Annotated in this window: 22 protein-coding genes; 12 read left to right on the top strand and 10 right to left on the bottom strand. The window is 69.6% G+C overall.

The genetic code is table 11. From position 1 onward, the window contains the following. Positions 1–20: 20 nt before the first annotated feature. From AC069I_RS03965 to AC069I_RS03990, 6 genes are all read left to right on the top strand, one after another. Positions 21–1262, top strand: a complete 1242-nt coding sequence (locus AC069I_RS03965; protein ID WP_340686795.1) for a L,D-transpeptidase — start codon at positions 21–23, stop codon at positions 1260–1262. Between the two features lie 158 nt (positions 1263–1420). Then, positions 1421–1768 (top strand): hypothetical protein, encoded by a 348-nt coding sequence (locus AC069I_RS03970; protein ID WP_478223585.1) that lies wholly within the window; start codon positions 1421–1423, stop codon positions 1766–1768. Then, positions 1769–2326: a SigE family RNA polymerase sigma factor gene (locus AC069I_RS03975; RefSeq protein WP_340686793.1), complete on the top strand. Its 558-nt coding sequence runs from the start codon at positions 1769–1771 to the stop codon at positions 2324–2326. A gap of 4 nt (positions 2327–2330) precedes the next feature. Further along, positions 2331–2789 (top strand): hypothetical protein, encoded by a 459-nt coding sequence (locus AC069I_RS03980; RefSeq protein ID WP_478223586.1) that lies wholly within the window; start codon positions 2331–2333, stop codon positions 2787–2789. Positions 2790–3003: 214 nt separating this feature from the next. Continuing rightward, on the top strand, positions 3004–4419 hold the full coding sequence (locus AC069I_RS03985; RefSeq protein WP_478223587.1) for an MFS transporter: 1416 nt from the start codon (positions 3004–3006) through the stop codon (positions 4417–4419). Between the two features lie 9 nt (positions 4420–4428). Next, on the top strand, positions 4429–5013 hold the full coding sequence (locus AC069I_RS03990) for a PaaI family thioesterase (protein WP_020633063.1): 585 nt from the start codon (positions 4429–4431) through the stop codon (positions 5011–5013). 66 nt (positions 5014–5079) lie between these two features. Here AC069I_RS03990 and AC069I_RS03995 read toward each other — a convergent pair whose 3' ends face one another. Beyond that, positions 5080–7734 (bottom strand): serine/threonine-protein kinase, encoded by a 2655-nt coding sequence (locus tag AC069I_RS03995; RefSeq protein WP_478264793.1) that lies wholly within the window; start codon positions 7732–7734, stop codon positions 5080–5082. Positions 7735–7868: 134 nt separating this feature from the next. Here AC069I_RS03995 and AC069I_RS04000 point away from each other — a divergent pair, with 134 nt between their 5' ends. The 4 genes from AC069I_RS04000 to AC069I_RS04015 all read left to right on the top strand — a co-directional run bounded on the left by AC069I_RS04000 (position 7869) and on the right by AC069I_RS04015 (position 11202). Beyond that, entirely contained in the window at positions 7869–8621 is a 753-nt protein-coding gene (locus tag AC069I_RS04000; protein WP_478223589.1) for an ESX secretion-associated protein EspG, read from the top strand. 94 nt (positions 8622–8715) lie between these two features. Continuing rightward, positions 8716–9138, top strand: a complete 423-nt coding sequence (locus tag AC069I_RS04005) for a hypothetical protein (RefSeq protein WP_478264794.1) — start codon at positions 8716–8718, stop codon at positions 9136–9138. Next, entirely contained in the window at positions 9139–9699 is a 561-nt protein-coding gene (locus AC069I_RS04010; protein ID WP_478264795.1) for a DUF3558 family protein, read from the top strand. A gap of 18 nt (positions 9700–9717) precedes the next feature. Continuing rightward, the gene (locus tag AC069I_RS04015; protein ID WP_478264796.1) at positions 9718–11202 is read left to right on the top strand and encodes a hypothetical protein; all 1485 of its coding nucleotides are present in this window, start codon (positions 9718–9720) and stop codon (positions 11200–11202) included. A 43-nt stretch (positions 11203–11245) separates the two neighbouring features. Here the strand turns inward: AC069I_RS04015 and AC069I_RS04020 are convergent, their stop codons facing one another. The 7 genes from AC069I_RS04020 to AC069I_RS04050 form a co-directional block, all read right to left on the bottom strand. Continuing rightward, the gene (locus tag AC069I_RS04020) at positions 11246–12211 is read right to left on the bottom strand and encodes a glutamate ABC transporter substrate-binding protein (protein ID WP_478223594.1); all 966 of its coding nucleotides are present in this window, start codon (positions 12209–12211) and stop codon (positions 11246–11248) included. Continuing rightward, complete coding sequence (locus AC069I_RS04025) at positions 12211–13605, bottom strand: hypothetical protein (protein WP_478223595.1); 1395 nt, start codon at positions 13603–13605, stop codon at positions 12211–12213. Before AC069I_RS04025 ends, AC069I_RS04020 begins: the two co-directional genes overlap by 1 nt. 185 nt (positions 13606–13790) lie before the next feature. Further along, positions 13791–15050: a GAF domain-containing protein gene (locus AC069I_RS04030; protein WP_478223596.1), complete on the bottom strand. Its 1260-nt coding sequence runs from the start codon at positions 15048–15050 to the stop codon at positions 13791–13793. Positions 15051–15121: 71 nt separating this feature from the next. After that, positions 15122–15994: an ATP-NAD kinase gene (locus tag AC069I_RS04035; RefSeq protein ID WP_478264797.1), complete on the bottom strand. Its 873-nt coding sequence runs from the start codon at positions 15992–15994 to the stop codon at positions 15122–15124. 382 nt (positions 15995–16376) lie between these two features. Continuing rightward, on the bottom strand, positions 16377–16580 hold the full coding sequence (locus tag AC069I_RS04040; RefSeq protein ID WP_005163378.1) for a cold-shock protein: 204 nt from the start codon (positions 16578–16580) through the stop codon (positions 16377–16379). Positions 16581–16828: 248 nt separating this feature from the next. Then, positions 16829–16999, bottom strand: a complete 171-nt coding sequence (locus AC069I_RS04045) for a hypothetical protein (RefSeq protein ID WP_005163371.1) — start codon at positions 16997–16999, stop codon at positions 16829–16831. A 258-nt stretch (positions 17000–17257) separates the two neighbouring features. Next, entirely contained in the window at positions 17258–18919 is a 1662-nt protein-coding gene (locus AC069I_RS04050) for a thiamine pyrophosphate-binding protein (RefSeq protein ID WP_478224422.1), read from the bottom strand. A gap of 116 nt (positions 18920–19035) precedes the next feature. Between AC069I_RS04050 and AC069I_RS04055 the strand changes: the two genes are divergently transcribed. Next, positions 19036–20322: a hydroxyacid-oxoacid transhydrogenase gene (locus tag AC069I_RS04055; RefSeq protein ID WP_478264798.1), complete on the top strand. Its 1287-nt coding sequence runs from the start codon at positions 19036–19038 to the stop codon at positions 20320–20322. Further along, positions 20316–20735 carry an acyl-CoA thioesterase gene (locus AC069I_RS04060; protein WP_478264799.1) on the top strand — a complete coding sequence of 140 codons (420 nt, stop codon included), beginning with the start codon at positions 20316–20318 and terminating at the stop codon, positions 20733–20735. Before AC069I_RS04055 ends, AC069I_RS04060 begins: the two co-directional genes overlap by 7 nt. Here the strand turns inward: AC069I_RS04060 and AC069I_RS04065 are convergent. Together AC069I_RS04065 and AC069I_RS04070 are read right to left on the bottom strand one after the other, a co-directional pair. After that, complete coding sequence (locus AC069I_RS04065; protein ID WP_478264800.1) at positions 20691–22427, bottom strand: ABC transporter ATP-binding protein; 1737 nt, start codon at positions 22425–22427, stop codon at positions 20691–20693. The genes AC069I_RS04060 and AC069I_RS04065 overlap by 45 nt on opposite strands. Beyond that, positions 22424–24091, bottom strand: a complete 1668-nt coding sequence (locus AC069I_RS04070; RefSeq protein ID WP_478264801.1) for an ABC transporter ATP-binding protein — start codon at positions 24089–24091, stop codon at positions 22424–22426. Before AC069I_RS04070 ends, AC069I_RS04065 begins: the two co-directional genes overlap by 4 nt. Positions 24092–24252: the final 161 nt, after the last annotated feature.

A 24252-nucleotide genomic window follows, 5' to 3' on the forward strand; every position in this document is an offset into this window, starting at 1 on the left:
TAAGGGGCGGTCCGGACGTCATGGTCGGTGTACAGGGGAGCAAAGGGGAAGCTTTGAGGTTCACGGAAACCGCGCGCCGCCGGGCGGCGTTCGCGGCACTGGGGTTGGTGGCGGTTCTGACGCTGGGGGCGTGCAGCAGCGAGCCGACCGTGTCGGCCAGCGGGCCGGACGGCGGCGGGCCGGTCAGCAGTGACACCGGCGGGAAGGCGCCCGCGCCCGCCAAACTGACGTACGAGCCCGCGGCGGGCGCGCAAGACGTCGCACCGGGGCAGCCCATCAAGGTCAGCGTCGCCGACGGCACGCTCGACCAGGTCGTGCTGACCAATCCGGACGGCAAGCAGGTCGCGGGTCAGCCGTCCGAGGACAAGAAGAGCTGGTCCACCACCGAACAGCTCGGCTACGGCAAGGCCTACACGTGGTCCGGCAAGGCCACCGGCACCGACGGCAAGCCCGTCGAGATCGGCGGGAACTTCACCACCGTCAAGCCGCGCAAGCAGGTGGGCGCGAACATCAACGTCTTCGACGGGCAGACGTACGGCGTCGCCATGCCGATCACGCTGACGTTCCCGAGCAAGGTCACCGACAAGGCGTCGGTCGAGAAGGCGCTCTCGGTCGAGACCACGCCGAAGACCGAGGGGTCCTGGGCCTGGGTCCACGACGACACCTCGGTGCACTGGCGGCCGAAGGCCTACTGGCAGCCCGGCACCACGGTGAAGTTCAACGCCAAGATCTACGGCGTCAAGATCGGCGAAGGCGTGTACGGCAAGGAAGACCGCTCGGCGAGCTTCACGATCGGCCGCTCGCAGATCGTCAAGGGCAACACTCAGACCCACCGGCTCGTGGTGGTCCGTGACGGGCAGCAGATCGCGGACTACCCGGCCAGCTACGGCCTCGACGCCGACCCGGGCCGCGTCACGCCGAGCGGCACGCACGTGGTGATGTCCAAGCACGACACGTACTCGATGACCAACGAGCGCTACAACTACGAGAACATCGTCGTGCCGTCCGCGGTGCGGTTCTCGACCAACGGCGAGTTCATCCACGGCTACGCGCCCTCGATCTGGGCGCAGGGCAAGAAGAACATCTCGCACGGGTGCGTGAACCTGGCGCCGGCGAACGCCAAGGCGTACATGGACGGCGCCCTGGTCGGCGACCCCGTCGAGATCGAGGGCAGCACGGTGAAGATCAACCGCGCGCGCGACTACAGCGACTGGACCTACTCCTGGGACGAGTGGACCAAGCTGTCCGCTCTCGCGAGCTGAAGTACTTCCATGGAACCGGGCGGCCGGAGACCTTCGCGGTCTCCGGCCGTTCGTGTTCGTTGCCGTGCGCTGACTGGCACCTTCCGCGAACTTCCGAAACTCGATGCAACCCCAGAACGAGCGGGACGCATGTCTAACGACGTAAGGCGCCGCGGCCAATGAGCGGCGCCCGGATCGAGGAGACACTCTTGCGTACTCGTATCGCTCTTTCCCTCGGCGCGCTGCTGCTGGCGGGCGGCGCCGCCTTCGCGACCACGTCGCTGGCGTCGGCCGATCAGAGCGCCCCGTCGCCGACGACCACTCAGGCGCCCCAGCCGCCGACCAAGGCGCCCACCGTGGCACCGGGCGAACCGACCCGCGCCACCGCCGCCCCGCCGGCGCCGGCCCCGGCGAAGACCGGCGCCGCCGTCGTGAAGCCGGGTGAGCACCGCGTGCCCAAGGCCGTTCCCGCCGGGCCGACCGGGGATCTGCACCTCCCCGCCATCGTCGAAGGAGCCGGTAACTAGGTGTCGCTGAGCCGCTCGTCGAAGACCGGGACGGGCTCGCCGTGGGACGGCGAGTTCGCCCGGTACTTCGACGAGCGCGCGCACAGCCTGCGTGCCACCGCGTACCTCTTGTGCGGCGACTGGCACCAGGCCGAGGACATCACCCAGGCCGCGCTGCTGAAGCTGTACCTGGCTTGGCCGAGGCTCTCCCGGCACGACGCGCTCGACGGCTACGCGCGCAAGATCGTGCTGCGGACGTTCCTCTCCGAGCACCGGCGCGTGTGGCGCAAACGGGAGAAGCTCACCGACGCCCTTCCCGACGTCCCGAGCGAGGCAGGGGGCACCGAACAGGAGATGCTGGTCAGGCACGCGCTGTCCGGCATCGCCCCGAAGCAACGGGCCGTACTGGTGCTGCGCTACTTCGAAGATCTCGGCGTCGAAGAGACGGCCGCGGCGCTGGGCTGCAGCACCGGCAACGTGAAGAGCCAGGCCGCGCGGGGTCTGGCGACCCTGCGCAAGCGGCTCGGACCGCATTTCAGCGAACTGGCCTTGAGCGGAGCGCACGACGATGGGAGGTGAGGAGATGGACGAGGACATCAAAGGCGTGCTTTCGCACGGGGCGAGCGGTCCCCCGCTGGGTATCCGGGCGGCGGACATCATCGAGCGGGGTGGCCGGATCCGGCGACGACGCAAACGGCTGGCGGTGGCGGGGAGTTCGCTGGCGACGGTCGCGGTGATCGTGGTCGGCGCGATCGCCGTCGGCGGTCGCGGCGGCGAGGGTTCCACGCCGGTGCAGCCCGCGGGGCCGGGCCTGTCGACCATCGCCCCGGCACCGGTCTCGCCTGCGCCTTCCGAGACGACTCCCCGTCCGGAAGTCTCCCCCGAGAAGCCGCCCCCGCCCGCGACGGCCCCGAAGACCGAGCAGACGCGTTCGACACCGAGGTCCGTTCAGCCCGGCCGTACGACGACGGCCGGTCCTCCTCACGCTCCGTCGCCAACGAAGGGGCCGAGCGAGCCGCCGACGGCGATCACGACCCACTGATCCACCGCCCGGAACGTCCGATTCCCGAAGCGTGACCCAAAGTAATCGGAAATTCTCCGACATCGGCTTCACCTGGTGCTTCGTCACCGATTCGGGGGAACGGCGGTCGCGCGACCGATCCAAAGCGCTGAATCAGGACGTTTGAACACCTACGGTCGAGGGAACAAACCCTCGACGATGGGTAAGTAAACGGGTGGGTCGGGAGGTCAAACCCATGGCCGAAGAGGCGCTGAGCGCGTCACATCAGGAAAAAGGGGAACCGGCGGAGGCCCCACCTGAGCAGATCAGAAAGGCCGTCGCCGGAGCGGCGATGGGTAACTGCATCGAGTGGTACGACTTCGGTGTTTTCGGCTTCATGCCCGCCATCCTGGGGCAGGTCTTTTTCAACGCTTCGAGCACTTCCGAGGGTGCGCTGGCGACCTTCGCGGTCCTGGCGATCACCTTCATCGTGCGGCCGTTCGGCAGCTTCGTGTTCGGCCCGCTGGGGGACAAGATCGGGCGCCAGAAGGTGCTCGCGCTGACGATCATCCTGATGTCCGGGTCGACGTTCATCATCGGCTTGTTGCCGTCCTACGCGACGATCGGCCCGGCCGCGGCGGTCCTGCTGATCCTGTTGCGCACCATCCAAGGCTTCTCGGCGGGCGGTGAGTACGGCGGCGCGGCGACGTTCATCGCGGAGTACGCGCCCGCCCGGCGCCGGGGTTTCTGGGGCAGCTGGCTGGAGTTCGGCACGCTCGTCGGGTTCGCGATGGGCGCCGGCTTCGTCACGATCTTCACCGTCGTCCTCGGCGACGAGGCCATGCGCGAATGGGGCTGGCGATTGCCGTTCCTGATCGCGGGCCCGCTCGGCATCGTCGGTCTCTACCTGCGGAACAAGCTGGAGGACACTCCGCTGTTCCAGGAGATCGAGAAGAAGAACCAGGTCGAGAAGTCGCCGCTGAAGGCGCTGCTCAAGAAGCACTGGACGTCGATCCTGCACCTGATCGGCATCGTGGTGATGCTGAACGTCGCCGACTACATCGTGATCACGTACCTGGAGACGTATCTCAAGGACGTGGTCGGCTTCAGCGGGCACGCGCCGTTGCTGATCATCCTGGCGACCATCGCGCTGATGCTGGTCCTGATCGTGCCGATCGGCATGCTGTCCGACCGCATCGGGCGAAAACCCATCCTGATCGCGAGTTGCGCCAGCTTCCTGGTGTTGCCCATCCCGGCGTTCTCGTTGATGGGCGCGGCCGCGGACGACCAGAACGGCTGGCAGCTCACCCTCGGCGTGCTGATGATCGCGGTGCCGCTGGTGCTGATACTGGCCGTGCTGGCGGCGACGCTGCCGGCGATGTTCCCGACGCAGGAGCGCTACGGCGGTTTCTCCATCGGGTACAGCGTCTCGACCGCGGCGTTCGGTGGCACGGCGTCGTACGTCATCGGCAGCCTGGTGAACTCGACCGGCGACACCCTATGGCCCGCGTACTACCTGATGGGCTCGGCGGCGATCGCGGCCATTCCGATCCTGCTGCTGCCGGAAACGGCCGGGGTGTCGCTGCGTCGCATCGTGAGTTCGCGGATCATCCGGCGCCGGAAACCGGAACCGGCCACTCCCGGCGGCGCCCCGGAGCTACCGGCGAGTTAACGTCTTTCCATGAGCCGTATCTCGCAGCCGTGGCCGCCGGTCGAAGTCGAACCGGCGACCGTTCACCCGAAAGCCCCGCAGCCGGGCAGCCACCTCGGCATCCACTTCGGTGAGTGTTTCGGGTGCGGCGACGAGATCGAGGCCGGGCTCCACCTGCATTCGACGGTGGGCGAAGGGACGACGGTGTACTCCAAGTTCACCGTCACCTCCGCCCACCAGGGTGCGCCCGGCCTCGCGCACGGCGGTCTCCTCGCCTGCGCCTTCGACGAGGCGCTCGGCGCGACCGTCGGCAACCTGCTGCGCCGCCCCGCCGTCACCGGGAAGCTGGAGACGGATTTCCTCCGGCCGGTCCCGGTCGGCTCGACCCTGTACATCGCCACGAAACTGGACGGCGTCGCCGGCCGGAAGATCTACGTGAGCGCCGACGGACGGCTCGACGCCGAAGACGGCCCTGTCGCGGTGCGTGCGCGGGCGCTGTTCGTGCGGGTCGAGTTCGAGCACTTCAGCACCCACGGGGATCCCGAGGCGCTGCAGAAGCTCGCCGCCGCGCACGAGAAGGCCAAACGCGAACGCGAGTGGGACATCAACCCCTGAGCATTTCGTCCTCTGAATGCGGTGGTTCGCAGGCCGAACTACCGCATTCAGAGGACGAAATGCGTGCTAGGTGAGGGTACGAGGCCGGATCGCGTTCGCCTTGTCGACGAGTTCGACCCGCTGGTCGACCGAGCCTGCCAACCGCGCCAGCGTCCGGTAGCAGCGCTCGAGCCCGAACCGCAGATCCCGTTCGTCCAGGTCGCAGCCCAGCACCTTCGCCCCCGGCGTCGGCCGGTTCTGCGAGTTGAGCCAGCCGTACGCCGCCTCGAGGACCTCCGCCGACAAACGTGTGCGACGTTCGGCGTCGAGCTGCAGACGCTCCAGCCTGGTCGAGGCGTCGACGAGATCCCGCTCGGACACCATCACCGGGTCCTTGCCGCCGCCGTTGATCCTGGTCTTGATCTTGATCGCGGCCACCTGCGCGGCGACATAGTGCGTCGAAGACGCGGGAACGGCTTCGAGCACCTCGATCGCGCTCGCCCTGGCGCCCTGCGCGAGGTACACGCGAGCGAGGCCGAAGGCGGCGCTGACGTAGGACCGGTCCGTTCGCCACACCAGCTCGTAGTAGCGCGCGGCGCCGAAGTAGTCCCCGACTCCCTCCGCGCTGACGGCCAAGGCCAGCTTCGGCGCGATCTCGCCGGGCAGGTCGTCGTACACCGCTTCGAACGCGACGTGCGCGACACGGGACCGGCCGCCCGCGAGCTCGATCAGCCCGCGGTACCAGTCGATCCGCCAGTCGTGCGGGAAACCGGCCTTGATCGCGAGGTACTGCGCGGCCTGCAGCTGCCGCTGCGCCTCGACCAGCTCGCCGAGTTCGATCCGGGCGCGGACGATGCGCAACCGGACCTCGATCGACTCGCGCGGCGCGCCGGCCAGCGACTCGATCGCGCCCTTGGGATCGAGCGCGACCGTCGACGCGAGCACACCGGCCGCCGGGTCGTCCGTGTCGACCTGCGGGATCGGCAGACCCGCGACCACCTCGCCGGGATCCGGCAGCGGCACACTCCCAGCCGACGCGACGGGTTCGTCCACGCCGAACGTGCGGCTCTCCGGGCCGAACACGGTCGAAGCTCCAGGGCGCGGCTTCCCCGTACCCAGCGCCATGATCTCGCGGAGCACACCGGTCAGCTGGTCGGCCATCTCCTCGGCCGCGATGAACCGGCGATCCGGGTCTGTATGCGTCGCCCGCTTCAGGAACCGGTAGTACGAACCGAAGAGCGCGAACAACGGGACGACGTCCGGGCCGGGCAGGGTTGTCTTGTACTTGGTGGTGTAGCCGGAGAATTCGAAGCTGAGGACGGCGAGCGTGCGGCCGACCGTGTACAGGTCCGACGCCACCGAAGCGCCGTGCGTCGCAAGCTCGGGCGCGCTGTAGCCAGTGGTGAAGAACAGCGGGCTCTCGTAGTCGTCGACGCGGCGGACCGCGCCGAGGTCGATCAGCTTGAGCTGTTCGTGCGTCTGGATGACGTTGTCGGGCTTGAGGTCGCAGTACAGCAGGTTCTGGCCGTGCAGGTAGCCCATGGCGGGCAGGATCTCGAGCCCGTAGGCGATCACCTGGCCGATCGGCAGCGGCTCCGGGCGCTTGGTCTCGCGGTGGTGCGCGAGCGCGAGCTGCCGCAGCGACTGGCCGCCGACGTACTCCATGACGATGTAGCCGACCGAGTTGCCGGTGTCGCCGTCCGGATGCTGCACGAAGTTGTGGATCTTGACGATGTTCGGGTGTTCGACCTCGGCGAGGAACCGCTGCTCGTTGGCGGCGGCCGCCATCGCGGTGGCGTCGCCGGTGTCGATCAAACCCTTGAGCACCACCCAGCGATCGCTGACGTTGTGGTCCTGCGCGAGATAGATCCAGCCGAGGCCGCCGTACGCGAGCGCGCCGAGGACCTCGTACTGGCCGCCGACGATCTCGTTCGGCCGCAGCTTCGGGACGAAGGAGAACGGGTTCCCGCACTTCTCGCACTTGCCCTCGGGCGAACCGGGTTCGCCGTCCTTGCCGCGGCCGACCTTGGCGCTGCAACTACCGCAGAAGCGCTTCTCCTCCGACACCATCGGGTTCTCGAGGACCGCGGACGCCGGGTCGCGGTACGGCACCTGCGGGACGTCGACGAGCCCCGCGCCGAGACGGCCACGACGCGACGTGCGGGACGACGTCCGGCGCGCGGTGCCGGGGAACGAACCGGTTCCGGTGCCGGTGCCCCGGCTGCCCGATCCGGTCCCGGTGCCTGTTCCGCGGCTTTCGCTGGAGCGTTCCGGGAGGACGCTTTCCGTGCCCGGGTCCGGCAGCGGCCCGGGTCCGTTGTCGACGCGCGGCGTCGGCGGCATGATGCTCTGCGTCTCCGGTGCCGGCGAGGCGAGCACGCTGGTCGGCTGCGGCGCGTCGGCGGGTGCCTGCCAGTCAGGGCGGACGACCTGGGTCCTCGGGCTCACCGGGGCCATGTCGCCCGGCGGGCGCGTCGGGTCCTCGGCGCCGGGGATCGGCCGCTGCTGGCCGCGCGGCGGAGTCCGCGGGCGCTGGACGGGCGCGTTGATGGCCGTGCGCTCGGCGTCGTTCTCCGGCTTGGGCCGCGGCGGCTCGGAGAGATCGAGCCTGCCGGAAATGGACGGTTCGGGCGTTTCCCAGCGGACCGGCGCGGGCGGCGTCCAGGAGGCGGACTCCGCCTCGCGGTCCGGCGTGGCGTCGTCCGGCGCTGCGTGCCGAGGACGGCGCGGCTCTTCCGACACTGGTACCTCCCGAAATCCCCGCGACGGCGTCATCCCGATCCTAGTGGTGAGCAGGCAGGTCGTGTCCGCGCCGGGTCCAACCCGCTACGGTGCGATGGAGAACCGATTCAGCAGGTGATGAGGGGGAGGGACCGGTGCCTGCGTCATTTTCGATGTCGATGGCCCAGCTCGACGTCGTACTCGAAGATCTCGGGCTCGGCAGATTCGTGCTGCCCTTCGAGATCCCGACCGTCGGGACCACCATCTCCGAACGCGAGCGGCACTGCGAAGAGATCTGGGCCGGGCTGACCGAGCGGGGTTTCGCCCGCGGCGGTGAACTACTGCGCGACTACGAACAGACCCTCCGCCTCTGGGCCACCGGGGACTTCGTCCTCACCATGGAGGCGCACGAGGTCGAGCAGGACGCCGAATACTTATATCGAGGTGCGTGGAACAGTCGCCAGGGTGTCGTGAGCCAGCAACGCGGATTCGACATCCTCTTCGAGCCGGTCTACCCCGAACAGGTCGTCGCGACCCTCCTCGGTTATCTGCCGTCACTGCAGCCGTTCCCCGGACGGGTGACGACGTCCAGCACGCTTCCCCCGTCCAAACGACCGGACGACCCGTTCGACGAGGACCCGGACAACCTCCGCCTGGGCGCCGCCGGTCGCTTCTTCGAACACCCCCTCGCGCGGCTGGGCACGGTCAGCGTCACCCTGCGCGACGACCGGGGCAAACCGCAGCAGAAGAGCGTCCAGTGGTTCGACAGCGTCCAGGGCCGCTTCATGCTCGCCACCGACCGCTTCCCCGACGGCGAAGTCCGCCGCACGTTCACCCCCACCAGCGGCTCTCACCTTGCACGATGGGTCCACGACCTGGTCGAAGCCGCCCGCGTCGGCAGCGCGTGATCCTCGCTGGAAGGCGGGCTTCGGGACCGTTTCCGCTGATATCGTGATCTGACGAGCGCTATGAGTAACCGGGACTTGGTACAGGGGAGAGACCATGACTGAAGGTGCCGGCGGACCGCCGGGCAACTTCTCGGACATTCTGGGCGACTTCTCGGCGCAGGCCGACCGGATGGTGACGGCGGCGAAGGAGGGGCGGTTCGCGGTCAGCGAGGAGATGGGGAACGCGTACAAGGCGGCCCTGCAGGACTATCTGGATAGCTGGGACAGGAACCGCAACCACTTCGACGGCCTCGGTCAATCCCCCGAGCTCGGCGGAAGCCCTTACGCCGGCCAGGTCGGTCAGCACATGTCCTTGATCGCGGCAGGCGACGGGCAATCCGCGAAAACACAGCTCGAGACCCTGAAAGCCGTGGTCGAACGCGCAGTTTCGGCCATCGATACGGCGATGAGCAAATACAAGTCCAGCGACCATGCGAGCAGCATGGACCTGTCCAAGATCGGCAAGGAAATCCACTAGATGCGCCATAGTCGGCCGAAAACCTTGAAGCTCGTCGTCCTGCTGACGCTGATGGCGACGCCTTTGTTCGTCGCGGGATGTACGACGGAAAATCGAGGCTCCCCCACTCCGTCATCGCAAGCACCTTCAAGCGAGGAACAACAAAGTTCCGAACCGCCGAAGGACGTCTTCGCCGATCTGAAGGCATGCGACTTGCTCGAGCCGATCACTTCATCGCAGGGCTTCGATCCGGTCCAAGTCGAAACCTACCAAAGCGACAATGGTTGCGGCACCAGCAAATCCCGCTATGGGAGCGTCTCGGCCTATCTGGTTCCCAACGCCGGGATCACGGACCTCAAGTTGGACGGCGGCACCAAGAGCCCGACGACGATCGACGGCCGCGATGCGGTCGAGATCAAAGGCAACGCGGGTAAAGGCAGCTGCATGATCGGAATCTCGGTGACCGCGACGTCCAGGGCCACAGTGTCCATCGCGATGTCGAACACCGAAAACGACGCGGCCTGCGCCGCCGTGAGGCCAATGGCCGAGCAGATCGCGCCCAAACTGCCCAGAGGGAACTGAACGGATAGGGAGGGGACCATGGCGGAGAACGTCGGCCAGGAGATCATCGGCTCGTTGGCGCGCGCCGACGGCAAGGCGCACCGGACGTACGAGGGCAAGCGCTACGCGGAAACCTACGACGAGGTCAACCAAGGTCCCGGCGGCAACTCGGTCACCGCTCGCATGACGGCGGAGGCGAAGGCCGGTGAGTATTCGGGCGAGCAGGCCGAGCTTCTCGCACACGGCCAGCAGTTCCGAGGCGGGCTCGGGCCGTCTGGCCAGCGCTACGAGGGCAACTCGCACGGCGAACTGATCGGTATGGTCACCAATAACCTTTCCGCCGAGAAGATCGACCAAAAAGGCGAGCTCTGGAACAACCAAGGCAACGCGCTGAACACCTTCAGCAACGCCCTCAGTTCCGCCGCCAACAAGGAGGGCGCCCACTGGCAGGGGACCTCAGCGGAGGCCGCGCACGGGTTCTTCAAGAACCTCAGCAAGTGGGCCGACACCGCGGGCGACGGCGCGTATCTCGCGTCCAACCGGTTCTCCCAGTCCGCCGCCGCGGCCACCACCGCGAAGAACTCCATGCCCGAAGAGGTCCCCTTCGACCGCAACGCCGAGTACAAGAACGCCCTCAACCAGCTCGCGACGGGGAACCTGGCGGGCGCGGTGGACACGGTCGGCAACATTTCGGCCAAGCAGGAGCAGTCGTTTCAGGCGCACCAGCAGGCCGCGCAGGTGATGCACACCTACGACCAGTCACTCTTCGACGTCAACTCCAAGCAGCCCACGTTCGCCCCGCCGCCGGAAATGGGTGATTCGACGTCGGTGTCCGGGTTCTCCGGGGGTACCGAGGTCAACGGCTTCAGCGGCGGGCCGGGGCCCAACAGCGGTCCTGGGCCAGGGGCGCCCGGGCCGGGTGGTCCGAGCGCGCCGGCGCCGGGGCCCGGGATCACCACGGGTGGCGGGCACACCGGGGTGCCGGCGCCGGGTCAGCCGGTCGGCGGGCAGCCGGGGTCGTTCCGGCCTGGGCCGACGCCGGGATTGGCGGCGCTGAACACGCCCGGTCCCAGCGGTCTCGGCCGGTTGGGCAGCGAGCAGTATCGCGGCAAGCCCGGCCGGACGACGAGCGGGCCGGGCGGCAGCGCGGCGAACCGGTTGACCAGTGGCGGAGGCGGCGGGTTCGGGCGCAACGGCGGCTCGGGCAACGTCGCCGAGCGGCTCGCGGGCGGCAAGGTTTCGGCCGGTGAGGCCGAAAAGCTCGCGGGCAAGGGCGGCGGGTCCGGGGCGGGCAAACTGCCGGAGGAGCGGATCACTCGGGGTGGCGCGGCCGCCGCGGGCAAGAGCGGCGGTCCGGGCGCGATGGGTGCCGGCGGCGCTCCTGGCGGCAGGGGGCAGAAGGAAGAGGACAAGGAAAAGAAGGCTCCGAACTACCTGCAGGAGGAGGACGCCGACGTCTTGTTCGGCGGCTACGAAGGCGAAACGAAGCCGGTGCCGCCGGTGATCGGCGAGAAATCCCCCTGAACCGAAGCGGGCCGTTCGGGAGCGAATCCCGAACGGCCCGTTCTCACTTGTACACGGGCGAAGGCGGCGTTCCGCCCTCGAGTTTGTTCCCGATCCATTTCGCGTAGCTCGCCTGCCACGCGCCGCCGCGCACGTTCTCCAGCACGGCGTTCACGAAGCGCACCATGTCCTCGTTCTCCTTCGGGACACCGATGCCGTAGTTCTCCTCGGTGAACCGGTCCCCCACGATCTTCAGCGTCGGGTCCTGCGCGAGCATCCCGGCGAGGATGACGTCGTCCGTCGACACGGCCTCGACCTGCTTCTGCTGCAGCATCACCAGGCAGTCCGACCAGTTGTCCACCGAGACCGGCACCGGCTTCGACGGATCCGCCGCGATCTTCGTCAGCGAGGTCGACGTCTTGGTCGCGCACACCCGCCGCCCCGCGAGGTCCGACAGCTGGGCGACCTTCGACCCGGATTCGACCAGGATCCGTTGCCCCGCTTGGTAATACGCGGTCGAGAAGTTGACCTTCTTCAGCCGGCTGCAGGTGATGCTGTAGGTCCGCACCACGATGTCGACCTGCTTCTTCTCGAGCACTTCTTCCCGCAGTTTCGACGGGATCGCCCGGAACTGCACACGCCCTTCCGCGCTGCCGAAGATCGCCTTCGCGATCTCGTTGACCAAGTCGATGTCGAAACCTTCGAGCTGGCCCGAAGTCGGGTTCCGGAAACCGAACAGGAACGTCGTCTGATCGACCCCCGCGACGAGCTTGCCGTTCTCCTTGATCTTCGCCATCGTCGAACCATTGGCGATCGACGTGCCGTTGGTCGGCCGCAGGCTCGCCAACGGGTTGCAGGTCGTGTCGGTCGTTCCGCCACCGCCGGCGTTGTCGGCGCCGCCGACGTTCGCGGGCAGCGGCGGCGCGACCTCGCCGACGGGAGCCGGGTCGACCGGCGCCCCCGCGCTGCCACAAGCCGTCGCCAGCACCAAGACCGCGCCGAGCACGGCCGTTCGCAGACCGTTCCGCATCACCGGTACTCCCTCAGCCGTTCACGGATTCCCAACGCGGACCCCGCCGCCGCGATCAGCGCCAGCACCGCGATCCCCGGCGCGAGCAGGGTCAGCGCGCGTTCGGCGCCGCGGGTGTCGTCGAGGAATTCCTGCCGTCCCACGTTGATCGCGGCCACCAGGTTCTCGTCGAGCCGCAAGAACGCCCTGGCGGCACCGTCCTGCTTGTCGTCACGGATGGCGGTGTCGACGGCGTCCTGGTAGGAGCCGTCGTCGTCCTGCCTCCGCACTTGACCGTGCGCCTTGAACCAGGCCGACGCCGCTTGGATGGCCGCGTCCACCTTGTCCGCGGCCGCGCCGCCCGCGGCGAGACCGCGGGCCTCGCCCAGCAGGCCGCCCTGGCCGTCCGTCCCGCCGAGTTGCCCGGCGAGATCGATGAAGTCCTTTTCGTACGCCGCGCCGTCGCCCCGGGCGACGAGGGTCAGCGTTTCGTCGGCTCGTGCCTGCAGCGCCGCGATCCGGGCGCGGACGAGGACGTCCACCTGGTGCGAGCCGTCTTCTTCACCGCTGCCGACGAGGGAGCTCTGCACGATCAGCGCGACCGCTCCCCACAGCAGGGCCACCACCATCGACACCGTCGCGACGACCAGCCCGACGTTCAGCAGCCGGTTGGTCTTCCGCGTCAGGTGCACCTGGGTGACGATCAGCGCGGCGAGCAGGGCGAGCACCAAAGCCGTTGCCAGCCAAGGGAATCCGGTCGCGTCGTCCTGTTCGGCGGCGAGCCGGTCGGTGTCGATGCGGTACAGATCCTGAGCGGCGGGAAGGATTTTCGCCCGCATCAGCTCGGACGCTTCCCGCAGATACGAGGCACCGACGGGGAAACCCTGCCGGTTGTAGGTGCGCGCGGTCTCGATCAGTCCTGTGTAGACGGGGATTTCGCGGCCGAGGGTGTTGATCCGCTCCGCCGCTTCGTCGACGCCGGAGGAGTCCGATGCCGCCTTCGCCAGCGCTGCCCCGGCCTCCGCGATGTCGCGTTCGTACCGCTGGCGCATCGGGAGCGGCTCGGTGCCGATGGAGAGGAACGAACTGGCCGCCGTCGCGTCGGCGTCCGAAAGCGCGCGGTAGACCTGTTGCGCGGCGGCGGCGAGCGGTTCGCGGTGGTCGATCAGGCCGTTGATCGTGTCCTTCTTGTCCTGCGCGGCCAGCGTGCCGAACAGGCCCGCGACCAGCGACAGCAGGACGAGCCCGATCGCGATCACCGACAGCCTGCCCGGCGTGGTCGCCGCGGACCGGACGATCGCGCGGATCCCGTTGCCCGGCAGTTCGAGCAGCCCGGCGATCCCTCCGCGACCTCCCGGCGCAGGGGGCGGCTCGGGGCTCCCCGGCGGCCCCGGCCGGGTCACTGTGCTCGTCATCGCCGATCCTCCCCATTGGCTCTACCCGCAAAGAAGGTATCCGAGTCGGGATCAGCGCAGCCAGTGACACCGGTGTGTGTCATCGGCACGTGATCTCCCGACGGTGTCAGAGGCCTTTTTCCAGGCCGTACCGCACGATTGCGCACACCGATCGACGGCGCGACACTCGCCACCGCGAGCGAGATTCAACCCCGGACGGCGGGCGCGACCGAATGCGGGAGCACCTCACCCTCGGACGGCCGCTCCACGACGACCTCGACGTCGTCGTCGAACCGGTACGGCCTCGCCAGCAGGAACCCGCCGAAATGCCGTCGCATCCTGGACATCTCCGCGCGGACGGTGACGGTGCGGCCGGCGTCGCCGAAGAGGTCGCGCGACAGTTCCGACGCCGACCTGCCTTCGCGATGTCGCGCGAGGACGTACAGCATCTCCGCGTGCCGCGGGCTCAGCCGATGCGACCAGGTCCCCGCCGCGCCCGAGACACGCAGCGTGCTTTCCCGCGACGACCTCAGATCGAGTACGACCCGCGTCGGCGGCGCGTCCTCCTCATCGGTGAGCCGGACGAGCCAGCCGCCGGGCAGCGGCTCCAGCAGGCATTCGCCGTAGGTCGGCAGCCAGGTGCGGCCCGGAGCGGCGCCGTTCGGCAGCGCGATCCGGCCGACCGGCACGAGACCGGCCGAGGCCGCGATCCAACCGTGCGGGTCGGCGATGACCGCCCGGCCCTTCACCTTGGCGAGCAGCGGCGTGGCCAGACCGCGCAGCCGTTCGAGATCCGAGAGATGGGTGGTGCGCAGATGCGCTTCGGCGAGCTTCGCGACCGTATCGACCAGGGCGAGGGTCGTCGGGTGCACGGTGGAGGCCGGTCCGGAGAGGTCGACGACGCCGAGCAGCCTGCCATCCCTCGGATCGTGCAGCGGCGCGGCGGCGCAGGTCCAGTCGTGCTGGTTGCTGACGTAGTGCTCGGCCGAGTAGACCTGGACCGGATGCCGGGCGACCAGCGCCGTGCCGATGGCGTTGGTGCCCGCGGCGCGCTCGTGCCAGTCGACCCCTTCGACGAACCCGAGCCCGTCGGCGCGGCGGCGGACCGCGGTGCTGCCGTCACGCCAGAGGACACGGCCGTCCGCGTCGACGACGGCCATGATGTGCGCGGCCTGCTCGGCGAGGCTGATCAGGCCGCCGCGCAGAACGGGGAGGACGGCCGCGAGGCCGCTCTCGCGACGGCGGGATTCCAGCTGGTCCGGAGTGAGCGCGGACGACGGCGAGCCGCGGTCCGGGTCCAGGCCGAGCCGCCGCATACGCTGCCAGGACGCGCCGATGACCGCTCGCGGAGCACTCGGGAGCGTGGTCCCGGCGAGCGCCGCCTCACGTACCTCGGCGAGGGCACGCGCGTGCCGCCGCGGGTCCGCGCCGACCGGCAGCGCCGCCTCCAGCTGCACCTGGCCCACCCCTTTGCTCTGTCAGGCCAGTGTGCCCGGACGTCCCGGGGAGCGGAAGGTCTCTGTGACCTGGGCGCGGTCTACCCGGGGAACGGCGCGTCCGCGAGGCGGGGCGTGGGAACGACCTCCGCGGGCTTCCGGCCCAGCAGCAGACCGGTCCTGGTGGCCTCGGCCATCACCGCGCGGACGTCGACGCACCACGGGCCGTCGGGCTTCAGCTCCACGAAAGCGCTCTCTCCCGGCTTGAGCACGAAATGCGGTTGGCCGTCGAGCGCGATGGAGCCACCGGCGGCGGCGAGGTCGACGCGGACCCCCGCGTGCAGCACGCTCCAGCCCCGGACGCCCACCGCCCGGACCTCGCCGGGCGCGATCGGCGCCTGCACGACGTACGGCGCCTCGTCGACCGGCCCGAGCGAGACGGCGACACCGTCCACAGTGGACTTCGGACTGGGGCACAGCCGTCCGGGGATACTCGACAGCCCGACCCCGTCCGGGACGGCGAACGTGCAGTACAGCTCGGTCAGCGACGCGGGGTCCCACCGGCTCTCCGAGCACACGCTGACGTCGGTCAGCGCGATCTCGCGGCGGGCCTTCGTGACGACCTCGAGCACGGTCGCGCGGTTCGTGACCAGGTCAGTGTCCACCTGATGGGTGGCCACCAGCCCGGCGGCGAGCCCGGCGACGGTGGATTCGTCGGCACCTCCGGCGGGCAACATCAGCAGCGGCACGTCACCGCAGGCGGCCGCCGCCGCCCGCATCATGGTCTCGTTGCCCAGGCAGATGATCACGCTGGCACCCGCGTCCACCATCCGGCGGACGGTGCCGATGATCTTCCCCGCGTCGGTCCACACCATCACGCGGCCGACGCCGGCCACCCTCAGTGCCGAACGCAGGCTCTGGATGTCACGCTCCGAAGCGGGGTTCGCCACGATCCCCGCAACCGCTTCGCCCACATGTCCTCCGCTGCCGCGCCAAGTCCCTACAAGGAAACGACGTCCGCGCCACGAAAGAAAGAGTTGCACGAGGTTGCATCACAAAGCCACCGCGGCGGAGGAAGGCGACCGGCAGGATCACCAGGGCGGCCAACGCGGCGAAAGCGGCGTGCTCCGGCGTGAGGTCCTTGAGCACCGGATGCCGCAGCAACGGGCCCGCGAACCACACGAGCGGGGCGAGAATCAGTGCCACTCCGCAGTAGGTTCCGGGCGGTGCGCGGGTGGCGGCGGACGGCTCGCGGCGGAACCCCGGCCGCGGTCGTGTCGTCCGGTCAGTCACGAGCCCGAAAAGCAGCAGGGCCGCCTCCCCGAGGGGATGACGGCCCTGCTTGGAAAACCTGGATCAGATCACGGTGACCGAGGTGGCCTGCGGACCCTTCGCGCCCTGCCCGATCTCGAACTCCACGCGGGCGTTCTCCTCGAGGGTACGGAAGCCGTTGCCCTTGATCTCGCTGTAGTGCACGAAGACGTCGCCGCCGCCGTTGTCGGGAGTGATGAAGCCGAACCCCTTCTCGGAGTTGAACCACTTCACAGTGCCCTGAGTCATAAAATCTCCATATGCAACACAAACAAACAGGAAGCCACGTCGGCAGCCCGGGTCATGACCAGACGGTTTGCTTCCCCGGAAACACGAGGAGACACTACGCCCGCTGAGTTCTGCGAGCGTGAACCAACACGAACACAAAAAACGAGACCTGAAACAGTAAAGCACACCTCACGCAGGCCGACAAGCGTCGTCACCCGGGTGTGCCCGGACGCACTGTACCTCTCCCGGCGGAGGCTCCTCCGGCCGGGCTATTCGCCACTGGCGGCGCGCAGGGGTACCTCGGCACCGAACGGCGAACGGCGCAACGCCTCCCGGTTCGTGGCCACGACGGCGATGTCGTGGGTCTCGGCGTCCGCGCTGAACAGCACCGGCACCACGCCGGAAACGGACTTGTCCTGTGGCTTCGTTTCGTCAGCCATGTTTTCTCCCAGTGTCAACACAACGCTCTAAGTACTGCGTGCCAACAACTTCACCGGTGATCGTTCCGGTCCATATCGGACCCTCGGTGTTGCCGCGATTGTGCCACGGCCGACCGACAAAATCCGGTCTCCGCGACCGAAAGTCGGCCGAGTCGTCACCGGTTTCCCTCCTTTTGGAGCAGGTGAAGGCGGCGCCACAAGGGTTTCTGTGTATCCCCTGAGAAAAAGTACCGCCCGTTAAGTCGGCGCGGCGGACTCCTACTGACCTCCCTGCTGCGGCCTCGCGGCGCCCAGCAGGGTCGTCAGCCGGATGTCCGGGGTCACCACGTCCGGATCCGTCCTGATGTCGATCACGCACGGTCGTTGCCGCACCAGCGCGCTCGCGATGATCGGCTCCAGCTCCTCACGGTCGTCCACGGTGTACCCGGCGGCGCCGAGCCCGCGTGCCCACGACGCGAAGTCGGTGATGGGGACGGTGACCCCCGAAAGCCGTCCGTGCTTACGCGCCTGGTGCACGGCGAGCGGGCCGTGCACACCGTTCTGGAACACCAGGACGGTCACCGGAACGCGGTAACGGACGGCGGTCTCGATCTCCTGCCCGGTCATGAGCGCGCCGCCGTCGCCCGCCATCGCGATGACCGTCCGGCGTGGTTCGGCGAGTTTCGCCGCGACCGCCGCGGGGACCGCGTAGCCCATGGCCGCGTTGCTCGGCCCGAGCTGGCTGCGCGGCGCGGTGAAGCACCAGTAGCGGTGCATGAACTGGGCGAAGTTGCCCGCGTCGCTGGTCACGATCGCGTCCTCGGGTGCGAGTTTGCGCACCGCCCGGATCACGTCCGCGGGGTGGACGCGGGTGGCGCCGCTGGTGTCGGGCGGCGTCATGAAGGTGTGCACGGCGGCGTTCGCGGCCGACGCGCGCCGCTGCCGCGGCGAGGCGACATTGCGCAGTTCACGCAGGAAGGGCTCGACCTCGGAGTCGACCCGGAAGGTCAGCCCGCCGCGGCGGGCGGGTTCGATCCCCGTGCCCACCAGCACCAGCGTCTGCGACGGCGTCGGGTAGCGAAAGGACTGTGTGGTGACCTCGTCGAGCTGCGTGCCCAGCGCGAGCACGAGGTCCGCGCGCTCCAGCGCGTCGAGCTGCCGCGCGGGGATGCCGATGCCGAGGTGGCCGGCGTAGCGCGCGTGGTTCTCCGGGAAGGCGTCCTGACGGCGGAACGCGTTGTACACCGGCAGCGCGAGCTCGTCGGCGACGGCGATCAGCTCGTCCCGCGCCGCGCGGGCCCGGCCGCCGACGATCACCACCGGGTAGCGGGCCTCGTCGACCAGTTGCGCGACCGCCTCGGCGGTCCGGCCGAGCGCGCCGGTGGCGGGCGGGCGCACGGCGGCGACCGGTTTGGCCGAATCGAACGGGACGCCCCAGAAATCGGCGGGGACGGCGACGACGGTGGGCCCCGGCCGCCCTTCCCGGCAGCGGGTCAGCGCCTCGACCAGCAGGCCGGGGACCTCGTCTGGCGATTCCGCGCGACCGGTCCACTTCGAGATCGGCTCGAACATCGCGGTCAGGTCGGCGGTGGGCAGCTCGCTCGTCGGGCCGGGATCCTGCGGCGGGTTCTCCAGGAGGACGACCATCGGGCTCTCGTCCTGGTACGCCGTCGAAACGCCGATCGCGAGGTTCGCCGCGCTCGGGCCGCGGCCCGCCAGCAGCACCGCGGGGTGCTCGGTCAGCTTGCCTTCGGCCTCGGCCATGAAGGCAGCGCCGGAGTCGTGTCTCGCCGAGACGAAGGTGATCGAGCGATCGCGTTGCAGCGCGTCGAGCAGATCCAGGAAGGACTCACCCACCACCGCGTACACGCGGTGGATCTGCGCCTCGGTCAGGATCCTCACGGCCGTCTGGGCGACGGACGCTCCCGGTTGGTATCTAATGAGAAGAGCTTAGGCGGGCGGTGATCGGTGCCGTCAAGCGATCTTCCGATTCCGGCAACCCCGGAGCGGCGGAATGTCCGATATTCGGAACGTGTTCGAGCAAGGGAGCACGAAACGTGACCTCAGCCACCGCCGGACGTGAAACTGTTTTCACCTACGGGGCACCGGCCTTGAAATACGGCACCAGGTCGAGCGACGAGATCGGCTACGACCTGACTCAGTACGGCGCGCGCCGGGTGCTCGTCCTGACCGACGCGGGTGTCGCCGCGACGGGCTGGCCACAACGGATCGCCGAAGGTATCGAAACCTATGGCATCGAAGCCGTCGTCTTCGACGGCGTGCACGTCGAGCCGACCGACGTCAGCATGCGGAAGGCCGTCGACTTCGCCCGCGGGCAGGGCGAGTGGGACGCCTTCGTCGCCGTGGGTGGCGGGTCGGCCATCGACACCGCCAAGGCGGTGAATCTGTTGACCAGCAACGACGGCGACCTGATGGACTACGTCAACGCGCCGGTCGGTGGCGGCCGCGCGCCGAGCTCGCCGCTGAAACCGCTGGTCGCGGTGCCGACCACCACCGGGACGGGCTCGGAGAGCACGACGGTCTGCGTGCTGGACGTGTTGTCACTGCGTGTGAAGAGCGGCATCAGCCATCTCCGGATGCGCCCGAGCCTCGCCGTGGTCGACCCGCGGCTGACGGTCTCGCAGCCGCCGGAGGTCACCGCCGCGAGCGGGATGGACATCCTTTGCCACGCCGCGGAGAGCTACACGGCCAAGCCGTACACCGAGTTCGACCGGAAGCGGCCGGAGGACCGGGTCCCTTACTGTGGCTCGAATCCGCTGGCCGACATGTTCGCCGAGCAGTCGCTGCGGCTGCTGTCGTGGGCGCTGCCCGCGGCCGTGCGGGACGGCGCCGACATGAAGGCGCGCGAGGCGATGGCGCTCGCGGCGACGTTCGCCGGGCTCGGCTTCGGCAACGCCGGCGTGCACATCCCGCATGCCAACGCGTATCCGATCGCCGGGCAGGTCCGGGACTTCCACCCGTCCGGGTATCCGGGCGACGAAGCGATGGTGCCGCACGGGATGGCGGTCTCGCTGACCGCGCCGGCGGCGTTCCGGTTCACCTTCGACGCCGCGCCGGACCGGCACATCCGGGTGGCGCGGCTGCTCGCGCCGGACTACGAATGGCCGGGCGATCTGCGTGACCACCTGCCCGCGGTGCTGGGACAGATCATGCGGGAGATCGGGATCCCCAACGGGATCGGCGCCGTCGGCTACACCGAGTCCGATGTGGACTCACTGGTTTCCGGCACGGTGAAACAACAACGGCTGCTGGCGACGGCCCCGCGCGAGGCGTCCGAAGCCGACCTCGCCGTCATCCTGCGGGAATCGGTGACGCTGTGGTGAACGCCGAGTACCCGCACTGGCAGACGGTTCCGTTGCGGTGGAAGGACAACGACGTCTACGGGCACGTCAACAACGTCGTCCACTACTCGGTGATGGACACCGTGATCAACACGTGGCTGATCGAACGCGGCGGCCTCGACATCGAAACCGGTGAGGTCATCGGGCTGTGCGTGGAATCGCAGTGCAAGTACCACGCTTCGGTGTCGTTCCCGGGTGAACTCGAGGTCGGCCTGCGGGTGGGCCATCTCGGCCGGTCCAGCGTCCGCTACGAGGTCGGGATGTACTCGAAGGAGACGGTGATCGCGGAAGGGCACTTCGTGCACGTCTTCGTCGATCGCGGATCCCGGCGGCCGGTCCCCGTCGAAGGTCTACTCAGGAGCGCGCTGGAAGAACTGCGCACTGGGCTGGGGTAGCCGCGGCGACCACGCGTGCATGAGCTGGGCGTAGCGCGTGGACCGGTCCATGAGTTCGAGGTGGGTGCCCAACGCGGTCTCCTTGCCGTCCATCACCAGGACCCGGTCCGCGCGCAACGCCGACGACAGCCGGTGCGCGATCACCACCAGCACCCCGCCCCGCTCGGCGAACGCCCGTTCCGCACGGGCTTCGGCGGGCGGGTCGAGGTGCGACGTCGCCTCGTCGAGGATGACGACGCCCGCGTCGCTCGCGTAGACGCGGGCGAGCGCGATCAGCTGCGCTTCGCCGGCGGACAGCGTGCCGTGCCCGATCTCGCCGTCGAGCCCGCCCAGCCGCGTGACCAGCGGTTCCGCGCCGACGGCCGCCACCGCCGCCAGCAGTTCGCCGTCCATCGCGGTCTGTGCGAACAGGCCGACGTTGTCCCGCACGGACCCCGCGAAGACGTAGGCCTCCTGCGGGATCAGCGCGATCATCCGGTGCCGCAGCGCCGCCGGGACCTCCCGGACCGGCACCCCGCCGAGCAGCACCCGGCCACCCCGCGGTTCGAGCATTCCGGTCAGGAGCCCGGCCAGGGTCGACTTGCCGATACCGCTCGGCCCCACGACCGCGAGCCGCTCGCCGGGCCGCAGGTGCAGGTCGAGTCCCCGCACCACCGGTTGCGCGGCCGCGCCCCAGCTGAAGGTCAGGTCGCGCACGTAGATCGCGGTCCCGTCGGGTTCCGCCGTGCCGTCGGGTTCGGGCTCGGCCTCGGCGGTCTCCGCGAGCCGCCGCAGCGCGACGATCAGCCGCAGCACCACGGTGCTCGCGGTCGCGGCCAGCCCGCGCAACGCCGGCTGCATCGTCGTCGCGAGGTAGACGAGCGCCCCGAGCGCGGCCCCGGCCGTGAGCACCCCGTCCCTGACCATGCCCGGCGCCACCAGCAACGCCAGGAGCAGCGGCACGAACCCGCCGGTCGCGATCACCACCGTCCTGGCCGCCCCGGACCTCGCCACCCGCATGGCCGCCGCGGCCTGTGTGTCGATGGCGTCGTAGAGCTCCAGCGCGGCAAGAGGTTCCGCGCCGCAGGCGACGACGTCGCGCATACCGGACAGCGACGCGCCCGCGACCTCGGCGGTCCGCTCGTCGGCCAGCGCCAGCGCGCGCTGACGACGGGCCAGCGACGGGAGCAGGCAGGCGAACACCGCGACCGCGACCACGACCGGGATCGCGACGATCAACGCGAGCGAACCGGCGACCGTGAACAGCCCGGCCAGCGCCGCCACCGTCGTCACGATCATCCCGCGCGCCTGCACCAGAAGCCCGGCCGTGGCGTCGCGGACCACTTCGACGTGCTGGGTGATACGGGCGACACCGCTGGCGTCCGGCTGGTTCCGCGGCGGCGCCGGATCGTGCAGGACCCCGCGCACGACGGCCGTCACCAGCGCGTCGCGCAACGGCTCGACGACCTTGCCGAGCTGATGCCACACCAGGCGCGAGCCGAACGCGCCGATCACGGCGACCAGCCCGAAGACCGCGAGCCAACGCAGTCCGGTGCCTGGCCGATCCGCGGCAAACCCCTCGTCAACCGCGAGTTCGACCAGGCGACCGGACAAGAACGCGGGTGCGCTTTCCAGTACGGAGCAGGCCAGCAGGACCAGCCCGCCGCGCCACTGCCCGGCCAGCGCCGAGCGGTAGAGCCCCCAGACGCTCACTGCGCGCCCTCGGTGAAGACGGCTCGATAAGCAGGATTCCGCCACAGCCCGTCATGCGTGCCGACCGCGCGGACGCGGCCGTCTTCCAGCCACACCACCGTGTCCGCCCGCGACGCGGTGGCCGCGCGATGGGTCACCACCACCCGGGTCCGGCCGGGGAGCGTGCGTTCGATCGCCTCTTCGACCGCGGCTTCGGTGACCGTGTCGAGGCTGGCGGTGGCGTCGTCGAGGATGAGCACCCGCGGCGCGTGCGCGATCGCGCGTGCCAGCCCGATCCGCTGCGCCTCCCCACCGGAAAGCGGCGTCTCCGAAAGTGGCGTCTTGTACCCGTCCGGCAGCCGGACGATCAGGTCGTCGACCTGCGTGGACCGGCAGGCGGCGCGCACGGCGGCCTCGCCTGCCCACGAGCCGTAGCCGACGGCGTCACCGATGGTCGCCCCGAGCAGCGCGGGCCGTTCGAAGGCGAACCCGACGACCGCGCGGAGCTCGTTCGGCCGCAGCCGCTCCAGCGGGCGGCCGTCGAGCAGCGCCGCCCCCTGGTCCGGGGACAGCAGTCCGCCGAGAACGTTGACCAGCGCGGACTTCCCCGAACCGGATCGCCCGACGACCGCGGTGAACCGGCCGCCCGGCACGAGCAGGTCGACGTCGGCCAACGCGCCTTCGACGGTGACGCCGCGCAATTCGAGCTTGCCCCGCCCGGGGGCGACGCCGAGGTCGCCCGGTTCGGGGACCGGCGAGTCCAGCACCTCGTTGATCCGCCGCGCACACGACCGCGCGCGGGAAAGTGTTGTGAGCAAAGGGATCTGGGTGATCAGCCCCATGCCGAGCGCGACGTAGCCGAGCGCCGCGAGGACCTGGCCGACGGTCAGCCTGCCCTCCAGCACACCGAAACCGGCGGCGACGAGCACCGCGAGTTCGACCGCTGGCAGCAGCAGACCCGAGCGCCACACCATCTTGGCCTGGGTGCGCCACATCCCGCGGCCGGCGAGACTCAGCTTCGGCAGCGGCCGCAGGACGCGTTCGGCCTCGCGATCGGCGGTGCCCGACGCGGCGATCGTGCGGAGGCCGGCGACGGCGTCGACCATCCTCGCCGCGAGTTCGCCGGACACCTCTTGATAGGTCAGGACGTCGTCCGCGGTGTTCTTCAGATGGGTGCGCGCGAGCATCAGGCCGAACGGGATGCTGCCGAGGAAGACGAGCGCGAGCCGCCAGTCCATCAGCGCGAGCAGGACGACGGCTCCGCCGGAGATCAGGGTGGTCGACCCGAGCTGGACGACGACCGAGGCGACCATTCCCGCGCCGGTGCAGTCACCGGTGAGCCTGCTGATCGCGTCGCCGTCGGCGAAGGTCGATCGGGTGCCGAGCGCGAGATAGCGGTCGGCGAGTTTCCGGCGCAGCCAGGCGGTCGCGGACGCGGTCATCCGCGCGGTGAGGATGCCACCGATCAGGCCGACGGCGATTTCGGTGACACCGAGGACGATCAGCCAGGAGACCTCGGGAAGGCTGGGCCGCCCGGCCACCACGGCGTCCACCGCGGCGGCGAGCGCGCCGGGCAGCAGCAGCCCCGCCGCCGTCCCGGCGAGCGCGCTGAGAATCAGCGCGATCAGGCGGGGGCGGTCGAGCAGGGTCACGGTGACCAGCAGCCGATCGGCGGAACCCGCCATCCCACTCCTAAGTTCCTTGGTTCAGGGGCTCTTCCCGGCATGCGATGACAGTTCGGTCGGGTGGGTCGTGGGGGGGGGGTTGGGGTTTTCCCCCCACCCCCCCCCCCCCCCCCCCCCACCCGGCTCCCCCCCCCCCCCCTCCCCCCGGGTCCCCAACAAAC

Source organism: Amycolatopsis sp. NPDC043885, from assembly GCF_056435685.1.